Below are 13,397 nucleotides of genomic sequence, written 5' to 3'. Positions count from 1 at the left end.
GCCTCGGACTTGAAGCTCAGGCAGCCACACTGGTCAATAATTGGGCAAAAGCGATGTGGCGTTGGGCCACTATTTTTCCGGCTGCGGTTGCGCGGACGTCTCCTCGGTTGGCTCCGTTGGCGGCGGGGGGATATCCCCGTTCTGCATCTGGTCGTGTACAGCCTTCTCGTCGACCCGTGGGTCCAGGGCCGCCACCAGAGGCGAACTGATCATGTTGTCCGGGGTCGGCACATGGTGCAGCGGCGCCTCGTCGACCCGGTGTAGCCCGGTAACGGCATCCGGTCGTACCCGCAACACCAGGATCGTGGCGCAGAAGCAGACGAACGCATAGAGCATGTTGGGCCCCAACTGCTTCATCAGCGCGCCAGTCAACAGCGGGCCGATGCTCGCCCCCACACCGAAGGTAATCAGCAACATCGCCGTCAGCGACACTCGCCGCTCGGCTTCTATATGGTCGTTGGAGAACGCCACGGCGAGCGGGTACAGGCTGAACTGCAGCAGGCAGACCAGGAAACCTACCGGGAACAGCACCTCGAGGGGCGCCGTCGGCATGATCGCCAGGGGCAAGGCAGACACGGCGAGCAAGGCCGCCGTGCTGCGAATCAGCACCGCGCGATCATGACGGTCCGACAGCCAACCCAGCGGCCACTGTACGAGGAGCCCGGCCAGGATGCAGCTCCCCATGAACAGGCCGACCTGGTCGATAGGCAAGCCCTGGGCCGTAGCGTAGAGCGGCGCCAGGCCGTAGAAGGAACCGATAACCAGACCAGAAACCAGCACGGTGGTCATGGACTGCGGCACCCGCTTGATGAAAAAGCGCGGCTCCAGCGGTGCCGGATGCAGAGGCGCCGGGTGCAGCTTGCGGGTCAGCGCCACCGGCACCAGGCACAGGGCGAAGCACATGGCCACCAGCATCAGCAATTCCGGCCCGAGGCCAGGGTGCAGGACCAGCACCAGTTGTCCCAATACCAGGCCGAGGTAGGACGCCACCATGTAGCCGGCAAAAACCTGGCCACGCTGGCTCGCATCGGCCTGCTCGGTGAGCCAGCTCTCGATCACCATGTACTGGCACATCATCCCCAGGCCCACCAGCATCCGCATGAACAACCAGGCCGGCAGGAGGTCGATCAGACCGTGCCCGAGTACGGCCGCCGTCACCACCCCGGCACAGGCCACGTAGGCGCGGATATGCCCGACCCGCGCGATCAGCCGATGCCCCAGCTTGCCGCCGAGGATCAGGCCGAAATAGTTGGCCGCCATCAAAGCGCCGACCCAGAGCCCGTCCACCTTGTCCGCGGCCAGGCGCAGACCCAGGTAGGTACTGAGCAGGCCGGAGCCGATCAGCATGAGCAGGGTGGCGAAATACAGTGCGCGAAACGACTTCCAGATCCGATGCATCGGCGCTCCAGGCGGCTCCTTGTACAGGGAGGGCCGCCCGATCGGACGGCCCTTGGGCGATCAGACCTGAGAGGCGAGGATGCGCCGTTCCCAGGGCGTGATCTCATCGAAGAAGCTGCTGAGCTCCATCGTCTTTGTAGCAATGTAGCCTTCGATGAACTCCTTGCCGAACAGTTCACGCGCCAGATCGCTGCGTTTCAGACGCTCGATCGCAGCATGCAGGGTACAGGGCAGCAACAACTCGTCCGGCGCCTCGAACTCGCCCTGGATCGGCGCGCTCGGCTGCAATTGCTGCTCCATCCCGTAGAGCCCGGCCGCCAGGCTGGCCGCAATGGCCAAATAAGGGTTGGCGTCTGCGCCGGGCAAGCGGTTCTCCACCCTTCTGGCCACCGGCGCGCTGGCTGGAATACGCAGGCCCGCCGCCCGGTTGTCGTGGGACCAGCAGGCATTGTTGGGCGACGCATAAGGGTGGCAAAGCCGCTGGTAGGAGTTCACGTTTGGCGCGAAGAGCGCGGTGAAATCCGCCATGGCCGCCTGCTGGCCACCAATGAAGTGAGCAAAGGCCGCGGTGGGCTCGCCCTGGGTATCGCTGAAGATGTTCGCCTCGTCGTCGAGCGTCACCACACTCTGGTGGATATGCATCGAACTGCCCGGCGTATGGGCCAATGGCTTGGCCATGCAGACCACCTGGATGCCGTGCTTGAGCGCGACCTCCTTGAGCAGATGCTTGAACAGGAAAGTCTGGTCCGCGAGCAGCAGCGGGTCGCCATGTAGGAAGTTGATCTCGAACTGGCTGACGCCCATCTCGTGCATGAACGTATCGCGGGGCATGCCGAAGGCCTCCATGCCGCGATAGACCTCCTCGAAGAACGGCCTCAGGCCATTGTTGGAGGACACGCTGAAGGCCGAACAACCGATCTCACGACGTCCGTCCAGCCCGAGTGGCGGCTGGAAAGCCTCCGTCGGATTCGGGTTGGGCGCGAAGACAAAGAACTCCAGCTCTGTGGCGACCACGGGCTTCCAGCCGTGTTCGGCATAGCGCTCCACCACCTTGCGCAGCAGCCCTCGCGTGGACAACCCCGAAGGTCGGCCGTCCAGCTCCTGAGCATCGCAGATCGCCAAGGCGCGGGGCCGATCGGCCCAGGGCAGGCAATGGATCTGGCTAGGCTCCGCGACCAGGGCCAGGTCGCCGTCGTCGCTGCCATAGAAACGGGCCGGCGGGTAACCGCCCATGATGCACTGCAGGAGCACACCCCGCGCCAGCTGCAAGCGGCGCCCGGAGAGGAAACCCTCCCCCGTCATCACCTTGCCCCGCATCACCCCGTTCAGGTCGGGGGTGACGCACTCGATCTCTTCTACGCCGGCCAGTCGCTCGGCGAACGGGCTGCGGACTTTGGTAGTCATGGTTATTGTCCTTGTGCACTACAGCCGCTCTGGATGGCGGCTTGTACAAAATACGCACCGGCTGTTCGAAATATCAAGCGGGGCGAAAGGCAATTTCTCCGGACATGAAAAAGGGGTGAAGCACCAGGTGCTTCACCCCTTTTTGGTTACCGCTACGAGCGTTCCGGCTGCCTCCTCATGCCAGGACGAAGTCCGCCTGGGTCACGGTTGTGGCATCCGCCACGCCCACCAGGGTGATGCTGTTGGCCCCGAGGGTGACCTGGGTATTCGCCCCCAGGTCGGCGATGCTGACGTTCGCTGCGAAGGTCGCCGCGGTGATGCCCAGACCGGCGATGTCCATCCGGTCCTGCCCACCTGCCGGGTTGGCGTCGAAGTCCAGGATCTGATCCTGGCCGAAGCCAGCACCGAACTGGAACACGTCGTTGCCGCCACCGCCACCCAACACATCATTGCCCGTGCCACCGGCAATACTGTTGGCCAGGGCGTTGCCCGTGCCGTTGAATGGTCCCACGCCGGCGTAGCGCAGGTGTTCGACGTTCGCCGCCAAGGTGTAGGTCGACAACGAGGTCCACACCACATCATTGCCCCCACCCGCCAGCTCGATCACCACGTCTCCCGCGCTGTCAACACCATACAGGTCGTTCCCTACGCCACCCACCATCCGATCATTGCCTATCCCACCATGGAGAGCGTCGTTACCCACGCCTGCGGCCAACACGTCGTTGCCTCCCGCCCCCATGAGCACATCGTTGCCCACTCCGCCTTCGATGTTGTTGGCCAGCGCATTGCCCGTAGCGGTGAACGACCCCGTACCGGCGTAGCGCAGGAGCTCGACGTTCGCCGGCATGGTGTAGGTCGACAGCGAGGTCCACACGACGTCATTGCCTTCGCCGGTGGTTTCGATCACGACGTCTCCAGCGCTGTCAACGCCGTACAGGTCGTCCCCTGCGCCGCCCACCATCCGGTCGTTGCCGGCCCCACCATGGAGACCATCATTGCCCGCGCCACCGGCCAACGTGTCATTGCCACCGCCACCGCTGAGCACATCGTTACCTACGTCACCCATGATGTTGTTGGCCAGGGCGTTCCCGGTACCGGTGAACGGTCCCGTACCGCTGTAGCGCAGGAACTCGACGTTCGCCGGCAAGGTGTAGGTAGACAACGAGGTCCACACGACATCATTACCGCCGCCAGCAGTCTCGGTCACAACATCCCCGGCGCTGTCGACTCCATACAGATCATCTCCGGCCCCTCCCGCCATCTGGTCGTTGCCCGCTCCGCCATGAAGGGCGTCGTTACCCGCACCACCGTTGAGGGTGTCGTTGCCCGCACCGCCGGTCATGACATCGTTGCCCGCGCCGGCATTGAGTTTGTCGTTACCACCACCGCCATTCATCACATCGTCACCAGCGGTGCCGGTCAGGGTGTTGTTTCCGGCATCGCCGTTGAATGTCCCGCCGATGACGGCGGTCGCCTCCGAAGCCCGCGTATTGGCAAAGCCCTGGTCATCCGTGAAGCTCGCCACCACCCGCAGCATCAACCCGAGCTGTGCGGCGCCGGGCGTGAAGTTGGCGGCAGTCGCACCACCGATGTTGGTCCAGGTCGTGCCGTTAGCGGAGGACTGCCACTGGAAGCTGAACACCGAGGTGGTGGTGCCGTCCGGATCGGCGATGGTGCCGCGCGTGGCCGTCAGAACCTGACCCTGGGTCGGTGTGGTGTCACTGATGGTCGGGGCGCCAGTCGCAGCATCGTTGACCTGGGTGGTGGCTACCGTATCCGTCACATTCGACAGGACAGTCTCCAGCACGCCGTTGGCGTCCTTGTAGATGGCCATCACCCGCAGGGCCAGGCCAGCCAGATCCTCGGTGACGCGGAACGTCTGGCCGGTGGCGCGGGATGCCTCACCGGCGGCAATGAAGACGATGTCTTCGAAGATGCCCGAGCCCGCGACGGTTTCCACCTGCCAGTAGTAGGACACCGGACCGGTGATGGTGCCACCGGCATTGTCGGCATCGGTGACACCGGCCAGGGATGCGGTCAGCAACGAGCCAACCTCAGGCGTACCGTCGCTGATGCTCACGGCGCCCACCGGAAGGGCATCGGTGCCCGACAGATCGATGATCCCGTCGGTGAATTGCAGCCGCTCGATGCCGGTGAGGCGGTCAACGCCATCGCGACCAGCCACCAGGTCGGTCACCGTCATAGAGCCGTCCAGGTTGGTGACGAAGTCGTACTCTGACGAAAGGCCCCGATAGGCCGCGGTATCCAGCGCCGCATCGCCCTGCAGGATCTCCCGCACGATCACCAGCTGCCCCGGGTTGTAAGTGCCGTTGACCATCAGCGGCACCATCTCGGCCATGCTGTTGAAGCTGGTGATTTCCGGTCCTGAGCCGTCCAGGTTCTGACGTACGCTGATGCGCACGTTCAGCCACTTGTCGCCATCGATCAGGTCATCGCCGCCGCGCCCCATGAGGATGTCGCTGCCGCTGCCGCCGAGGATGATGTTGCCGCCGTCGAAGAAGGTGACCCCGGCGCCGAGGAACTCCTGCAGGCCCGAGATCAGCGCGATGTTGGCCAGCACGCTGCCCTTGGCGCCAGCGGTCGGCAGCGTCGTGGCATCGGAGTCGTCGCCGCTGATCACATCACCGAAGGCAGAGCCTGACAGGCCTTCGACGAAGTCGAAGCGAGCCAGCACGGAAGCGCCCGATCCCGGTTGTTGCGGCTGATCGAAGAAGCGGTCGCTGATGTCGATCGTGACGCCGCGCGAGTCGTTCTTGAAGGTCGCCCAGTCGTAGCCGGAAGCACCGATGTAACGATCGCCCAGGCCGGCGCTGCCGACCATGATGTCGTCGCCGCCCTCGGCGTTGAACTTGTCGCCCTCGCCTCTGCCGACGTAGACGTCGTTGCCGGCGATGGGGTCGTTGCCGGCCGGATCGAAGTTGTCGCCAGGGGCGCCGTCCGAGGTACCGGCTTCCAGCCAGTCGTCCCCTTCGTTACCCATGTCCTGCTCGTTGGCCTTGGAGCCCAGGATGAAGTCGTTGCCCTGTCCACCGAAGGCTTCACTGGCGTCTTCACCGGTGATGATGAAGTCGTTGCCGAAACCACCGAGGATCAGGTTGACGCCATTGCCGCCCTGGATCACATCGTTGCCGTTGTCACCCTTGATGTTGTCGTCGCCACCCACGTCCGTGATGATGTCGTCGCCGTCGCCACCATTGATGAAGTCATTGCCGTAGCCGCCATCGAGGCGGTCGTTGCCGCCGTCGCCATAGAGGGTGTCGTCACCCTCGCTGGAGCGCAGGATGTCGTTGCCGGCGCTACCGCCCAGCACCACATGGTCGGGTCCGCGGTACAGCAGGTAGTTGGTATCGGCACCCGGCGTTGCCGGGTTGTCGCGAACCACCAGAGGCAGCAGCGGGTTGTCACCCAGCGGGTCGGAGTTGCCGGCGATGCCGTCGGCCCCCACCACATCGTCCAGCGTGCCCTGGATGCCATCGAGCCCTGCATCGTTGAGGCCGGTGTGCTGCAGCAGCGGGTTGACCTCCAGGGTGAAGCCCGGAGTGAGGAAGACGATGGCCGGCAGGTGCGTCGCGTGGGTGTTGGCCATGATCAGCTTGGCGAACGAGTTGCCTTCCAGCTCGGCGTTGAAGTTCAGGCCGGCGGTGCGCTCCAGGTAGTAGAAGCGGTCACCGTCCTGGAGTTTCTCCAGCTGGTTCTCGAACACGAAGTTGAAGGTCGAGCCCAGCATGCCGCCGAACGGCATGATCTTCTCGGCCAGGCCACCGATCCAGAAGTCCACCAGATTCAGGCCGGTTTCCACGCCGGTCCAGGTACCCGTGCCATTGAGGAAGTCCAGCCGGTCGGCCGGGGCGGTAGCGCCACCCAGGACAATCGCGGTCGCGGCGGCACGCTTGTCGGCCAGGGTGGTAGCCCCGGTGATATCCAGGTGGGTGCCGTAAGCCGCGATGAAGTTGATCAGCGACTCCGGATGCTTCAGGTGCATCACCATGTCCGCCCAACTGACGTAGGGCTTCAGGTTGGCGTCGCCGGTGGCTTCATAGAACTGCGCACGGGCATGGTTGAGCGATGCCACACCCGTTTCCCGGCCCCGGGCGATGTTCAGTGCGGCGAGGTCGAGTGGCAGGCCCACCAGGTTGTTACGCAGGGCCTCGGTGACAAACTCGTCGATCTCGTTACCCACTGTACGGGTCACACCACGGACGATGGCGCTGGTGGCGTCCTCCGGGGTCAGCCCGCTGGCCGCATAGGCCAGCGGGTTGAGGAAGGCGGCGATCAGGCCCAGTTGCTGGTCGTTGGTCGGGTGCAGCGGATCGACGGTGACCGGGTTGAAGTTGGCGTCGAAGCGGTCGACCGTCTCGGTCAGCATCGAGTGACCGAAGCGGTAAACCGTGTGGGCGAACTCGGCAACGATCGAGGGATCGAGGTTGACGTCATAGACCTGCGTCGGCGCGAAGAACAGGTCGACGTTGGGCTGGATGGTCCGCGCGAACTCTTCGAACACCAGGTGCTGGTACTGCATCTCGGTGCCGAACTTGGCGGTCTGGAACAGCCGCTCGCCGTTCCACTGCAGTGCGGCTATCTCGGCCGGAGTGGTCGGGAAGGTAGCGACCGGGTTCAGCAGCCACTCGTTGATGAAGGCCACGTCATTGCTCGCCAGCACCGTGCTCTTGGTCTGTTCCACCAGGCGGTTGTGCTCGGAGTGGAAGATCGCGTGCACGGCGGTCAGGCCGATGTTCTCGTTGACCCGGCCGTCACCGGCCATGTAGTGCGCATCCAGCAGGTCACCGTCGTAGGTGCCGGCCGGCTGGGGAACACCTGCCTGGCTGTTGATCACACCGTCGTTGTCGCGGACCAGCCCTGGTGCTGCCGACGGGTCGGCGGCGTGGGCGATGTCGATGAGGAACTGGTGCCCGGTACCGACAGCACCGGCCAGGCTGATCCCGAGGCCGCCGTTGGCGGCCGGATTGCCTTCCAGCAGCACGTCATCAGGGGTACCCGGCAGCCCATCCGGGCCAACGAAAACCACCATCGGGAAGCCGTTCGGCCCCTGGATGAAGTTGCCATAGTCATCAGTGGCCAGCAGCGGCACATCGAACACATTGGCGTCCGTCAGGTTGATCCCGAGGACGTCACGAGCTTGTGCCTTGACCACCGCCCAGGTGGCCATGCCGCCGATCTCCACGTCATCGGCAGTGCCGAACTCGCCGTCGGCCCCCAGGTTGCGGTTGGTGATCAGATCACCGGTGGCCTTGGGTCCGTTCGGCGTGGAGACATATTCACGCAGGAACACCTGGTGCGACGGATGCGAGCTGTAGGTCTGGTTCTGGTCGACGAAGGGCGAGGTGGTGTTCTCGTTCTGCCCGGGTACGCCACCTACCTGAGTGGCGCGAGTGAGGACCATGAAGTTGGTCGGGCTGCCGGGGACGAAGCGCGGGTCGTCCGGCTGCAGCGGGATGAACACGGCCCCGCTACCGCCTTTGGTTACCAGGTCCAGGCCGTGGTCGAAGAACTGACCGAAGAAGGTCATCCAGGCGTTGAACGGCGCGGTCAGGCCGGCATCCGGGCTGACGTTGGGGACGAAGTTCACCTGCTGGTCATCAGCGGTGCCGAACAAGCCATCCAGGCCGGGGCTGGTCACCAGTGTGGAGCCATCGGTACCTGCCGCAGCGGCTACCGCCGCCGGGTTGTTGTTGGTCTGGTCGACGATCAGGTTGGAGATGGTGCGCGGGTCGCTGTCCACCACGTTGGTGGAAGAGTTGTAGTTGGTGTTGGTGATGCCGTTGAAGGCAGCCTCGTCCTGCTCATCAGTGAACTCTGCCGGCAGCAGGCGCGGGAACGCATTGTCAGCGGCGCCGAACTGGCTCTGGTCGATGCCGGAGAAGTTCAGCAGGTTGTTGAACTCACCGGTTACGGTACGCAGGCCGGCCGACGCGCGCACGTTGGGCACCAGGGACAGCAGGTCGGCACCATTGGCGTGAGCTTCGGCAATGCGGATCTGGTTGAGGATGAAGTCCAGGTCAGCCCGGACCAGTTGCACACCGGCCCCGCTGGCGGTGATCGCCGGCCCCGGGTCGACCGCCGTGGTGGGCGGTGGCGGAGTGAAGGGGTCGACCGCAACGGTGGGCGCGGAAAACACCTGCTCGGTCACCCCATCAGCATCGGCGTAAACGCCTTTCACCCGGATTACCAGACCGGCCAGGTCCGGAGTGATGCGGAAGCGGATGCCGTTGGCACTCTGGAAGGCCAGGTCGCCCGCAGGAGCGGCGATGATGTCCTCGAACACACCGGTGCCGGGATTGCGTTCCACCTGCCAGACGTAGGTGACGTCAGTGATGCCGCCGCCGGGGTTGTCAGCGTCGTTGACGCCGGCCGCGGACACGCTGAGGAAGTCACCGACCTGCAGCGATCCACCATTGGTATCGGTGATGGTCAGGGAGCCCGTCGGCTCTGCATTGAGTCCCGGCACCAGCACCTGGGTGTCATCGGAGAACCGGATGCGCTCGATGTTGGTCAGTCGGTCGATGCCATCACGCCCTGCCACCGAATCGGTCACGGTGAAGGAGCCGTCGGCGTTGGCCACCACCGAATAGTCACTTGCCAGGCCTTGGTAGTTGGCGGTATCGAAGTCCGCACCGCCATTGAGCAGTTCACGCACCGCCACCAGTTGGCCGGGGTTGTAGGTGCGGTTCAGCATCAGCGGAATCAGATCCACCATGCTGTCGAACGTGGCGATCTCGGGACCCGTGCCGTCGAGGTTCTGGCGCACGCTGATGCGCACGTTCAGCCACAGGTCGCCATCGATCAGGTCGTTGCCGCCGCGGCCCTCGATGATGTCGCTGCCACCGCCGCCGAGGATGATATTGCCGCCGACGAAGGTGTCGACCAAGTCATCCCCGGTACCGAGAATGGCGTCCGCACCCACCGAGGCCTGATCGCCGAGGAAGGCCCGCAGGCCGGTGATCAGGTCCAGGTTGGTCAGCGCACCGCCGGTGGCGCCACCATGGTTGATGATGGTGGTCGGGTCCACGTCGTCGCCGCGCAGGATGTCGGCGAAGTCAGAACCGGACAGGCCTTCCACTTCGGCGAAACGGTCGAAGATGGAGGCCGGCGACTGCGCTACGGGGAAGGCAATGTGGTCGCCCACCTCACCGATGCCGAGGAAGGCCGCCAGGGCCAGGTCAACGGTGACACCGATGTTGTCGTTCTTGTAGGTGACCCAGTCATAGCCGGACATGCCATCCATCTTGTCCTGGGCATCGCTGCCCACGAAGATGTCGTCGCCGCCCTCCCCGATCATCTCGTCGAAGCCGCCACCGCCGATGAAGACGTCGTGGCCGATCACGTTGTCAGCCAGCAAGGGGGCGAAATTGTCGCCGGGCGCGCCGTCCTGGGTGCCCCACTCGATCCAGTCGTCGCCCTCGTTGCCGGTGGGCGGCAGGCTGGTCTTGGCGCTGTAGATGAAGTCGTCGCCCTGGCCACCGAAGGTGGTGGACAGGTCCTCGATGGTGACGATGAAGTCCTTGCCGCTGCCACCGAGGATCAGATTGCCAACGCCTCCGGCCATCATGCTGCCAACATGGATCACGTCATTGCCGTCACCACCTTCCATGCGGTTGTCGCCGCCGGCGTCCGTGATGATGTCGTCGCCGGCCCCGCCCATGACCGTGTCGTTGCCATAGCCACCTTCGAGCACGTCATTGCCGCCATCACCGTAGAGGGTGTCGTCGCCCTCGCTGGAAATGATGGTGTCATCGCCAGCCGTACCGCCGAGCACGACGTGGTCCGGACCGGTGTAGCGCAAGTAGTTGGTTTCCACGGCCGCGGTGTTGGGGTCGTCACGGATCACCAGCGGAGTGACTTCCACGCCGTTGATGAGGATGCCGCCGGTGGGGTCATCACGGCCACCAACGCCCAACCCCGTGTGCTGGATAGCCTGGTTGACTTCCAGGGTCCAGGTCGGGGTAGAGAAGATCGCATTGGACAGGTGAGTGACGTCGGTGTTGAGCATCACCAGCTTGGCAAAGGAGTTGTTCTCCAGCTCGGTGCCAAAGTGCATCCCCGCGGTACGCGACAGGTAGTAGAAGCGGTCACCGTCCTGCAGCGCCTCCAGCTGCGTCTCGAAGACAAAGTTGAAGGTCGAGCCGAGCATGCCGCCAAACGGCATCTTCTCTTCGGCCAGGCCGCCGATCCAGAAGTCCACCAGATCCAGGCCGGTCGTGGTGACACCATCCGGTCCGCTCGCCCAAGTCCCGGTGCTGTGCAGGAAGTCCAGGCGATCAGCCGGCTCACCAGCGCCGCCCAGCACCAGCAGAGTTGCAGCGGTACGCTTGGCCGCCAGGGTGCTGGCACCGGTGATGCTGGAGTGGGTGCCATAGGCGGCGATGAAGTTGATCAACGATTCCGGGTGCTTGAGATGGTCGAGGAAGTCCACCCAGCTGGAATAGGGGTTCAGCTGCTCGTCGCCAGTCATGCGGAAGAACTCGCGACGCGCGGCATTCAGCGAGGGGATACCGGTGTCGCGGCCACGGGCGATGTTGATCGCCGCCAGGTCCAGCGGCAGGCCCACCAGGTTGTTGCGCAGCGCCTCGGTGACGAACTCATCGATCTCGTTGCCCACGGTACGGGTCACGCCACGCACGATGGCCCCTGCGGCCTCTTCGGCGCTCGGTCCACTGGCGGCGAAGGCCAGGGGGTTGAGGAAGGCCGCGATCAGGCCGATCTGCTGGTCGGCAGTGGGGTGCAACGGGTCGGCGGTGACCGGGTTGAAGCTCGGGTCCAGGCGGTCGATGGTTTCGGTCAGCATCGAGTGGCCGAAGCGGTAAACCGTATGGGCGAACTCGGCGACGATCGACGGATCGATGGTGGTGTCATAGCCACTCGGCGCGAGGAACCCGTCCACCTGGGGCTGGATGGTGCGAGCGAACTCTTCGAACACCAGGTGCTGGTATTGCATCTCGGTGCCGAACTTGGCGGCCTGGAACAACCGCTCGCCGTTCCATTGCAAGGCATCGATCTGTGCCTGGGTGGTTGGGAACGCGACAGGGGCCGTACCCGGCATCAGCCAGGGCGTCAGCTCGGCCAGGTTGCCGGAGGCCAGCAGGGTGTCCTTGGTCTGCTCCACCAGCCGGTTGTGCTCGGAGTGGAACACGTGGTGCACGGTGGTCAGGCCGATGTTCTCGTTGACCCGGCCATCACCGGCGATGTAGTGGGCGTCCAGCAGCTCATTGTCGTAGGTCCCGGCTGCGGGCGTGGTACCGACGTTGACGATGCCGTCGGCGTCCGCCGTCAGGCCGCCGCTGGGATCGGCGCTGTGGGCAATGTCGATGAGGAACTGGTGACCGGTGCCGACCGCGTTGGCCAGGCTGATGGGGGCCAGCGGGTTGCCTTCCACCAGGACATCGTCAGCGGTGCCAGCCAATCCATCCGCACCTTTCATCACCACCTGCGGGAACCCGTTCGGCCCCTTGATGAAGTTGCCGTAGGCATCGGTGGCCAGCAGCGGCACATCGAACACGTTCGCGTCGGTCAGGTCGATGCCGAGGATGTCACGGGCCTGGGCCTTGACCACCGCCCAGGTCGCCATGCCGCCGATTTCCACGTCGTCGGCGGTGCCGAACTCGCCGTCCGCCCCGAGGGCGCGGTTGGTGATCAGCTTGCCGGTGGCATGCGGCTGCCCATCGGCACCGATCTCGTAGGCACGCAGGAACACCTGGTGCGACGGATGCGAGCTGTAGGTCTGGTTCTGGTCGACGAAGGGCGACGTGGTGTTCTGTTGCTCATGGATATCGTCGGCAGTACCCAGGATCCCATCTGCACCCGGCAACATGGTGGCGCGGGTGATGACCATGAAGTTGGTCGGGCTGCCCGGTACGAAGAGCGGGTCGTCCGGCTGCAGCGGAATGAAAACGATGTCATTGCCGCCCTTGGTGACCAGATCCAGGCCGTGGTCGAAGAACTGACCGAAGAAGGTCATCCAGGCGTTGAATGGCGCGGACAGCCCTTCATCCGGGGAGATATTCGGGATGAACTGCGTCTGTACGTCATCGGCGGTACCGAACAGACCATCCAGACCGGGGCTGGCCACCGTGGCCGAACCGGGAGTCTGTGCAGCAGCGGCGACCGCCGCCGGGTTGTTCGCGGTCTGGTCGACGATCAGGTTGCTTATGGTGCGCGGCTGGGAGTCGATCACAGTCCCGGTTGTCTGCGCGTAGGAGGTTCCCAACTCTGCGGGCTGGAACACAGGATCCAGCAAGCGCGGGAAGACGTTATCTGCAGCGCCAAACTCGGTTTGCCCTAAGAACAGGTTGTTGAACGAGCCATCGATGGTGCGCAGACCGAAAGGCACCTGCACGTTGGGCAGAAGATCACGGAGCTCCTCCCCATTGGCGTGAGCTTCAGAGATAAGAATCTGCTGGAGGATGAAATCCAGGTCTGCGAGGTTGAAATTGGCCATTTGCTGATTCCTCAATTCCGACTGCGTAGGGGCGTGCGCCATGGCAGCAAGGACAGGGCTCCACGCTTTCGACTTGATTCGGGATTTGGGGGATTAGATGACGCCTACCTCGAAGCGACGC

The 13,397-nt window shown here is 64.2% G+C and carries 3 protein-coding genes; all 3 read right to left on the bottom strand.

Annotated elements, in window-relative coordinates; all coding sequences use genetic code 11:
* Positions 1 to 69 precede the first annotated feature (69 nt).
* The 3 genes from G559_RS0101195 to G559_RS0101185 all read right to left on the bottom strand — a co-directional run bounded on the left by G559_RS0101195 (position 70) and on the right by G559_RS0101185 (position 13,276).
* Positions 70 to 1,398, bottom strand: coding sequence for an MFS transporter (locus G559_RS0101195; protein WP_028626488.1), 1,329 nt, complete (start codon positions 1,396 to 1,398; stop codon positions 70 to 72).
* Positions 1,399 to 1,458: 60 nt separating this feature from the next.
* Positions 1,459 to 2,802, bottom strand: a complete 1,344-nt coding sequence (locus G559_RS0101190; protein WP_028626487.1) for a glutamine synthetase family protein — start codon at positions 2,800 to 2,802, stop codon at positions 1,459 to 1,461.
* A 175-nt stretch (positions 2,803 to 2,977) separates the two neighbouring features.
* Complete coding sequence (locus G559_RS0101185) at positions 2,978 to 13,276, bottom strand: peroxidase family protein (protein ID WP_028626486.1); 10,299 nt, start codon at positions 13,274 to 13,276, stop codon at positions 2,978 to 2,980.
* Positions 13,277 to 13,397 lie beyond the last annotated feature (121 nt).

The sequence above is a fragment of the Metapseudomonas resinovorans DSM 21078 genome, from assembly GCF_000423545.1.
Lineage (GTDB): Bacteria > Pseudomonadota > Gammaproteobacteria > Pseudomonadales > Pseudomonadaceae > Metapseudomonas > Metapseudomonas resinovorans.
This window is presented reverse-complemented; position numbering and strand designations above follow the sequence as displayed.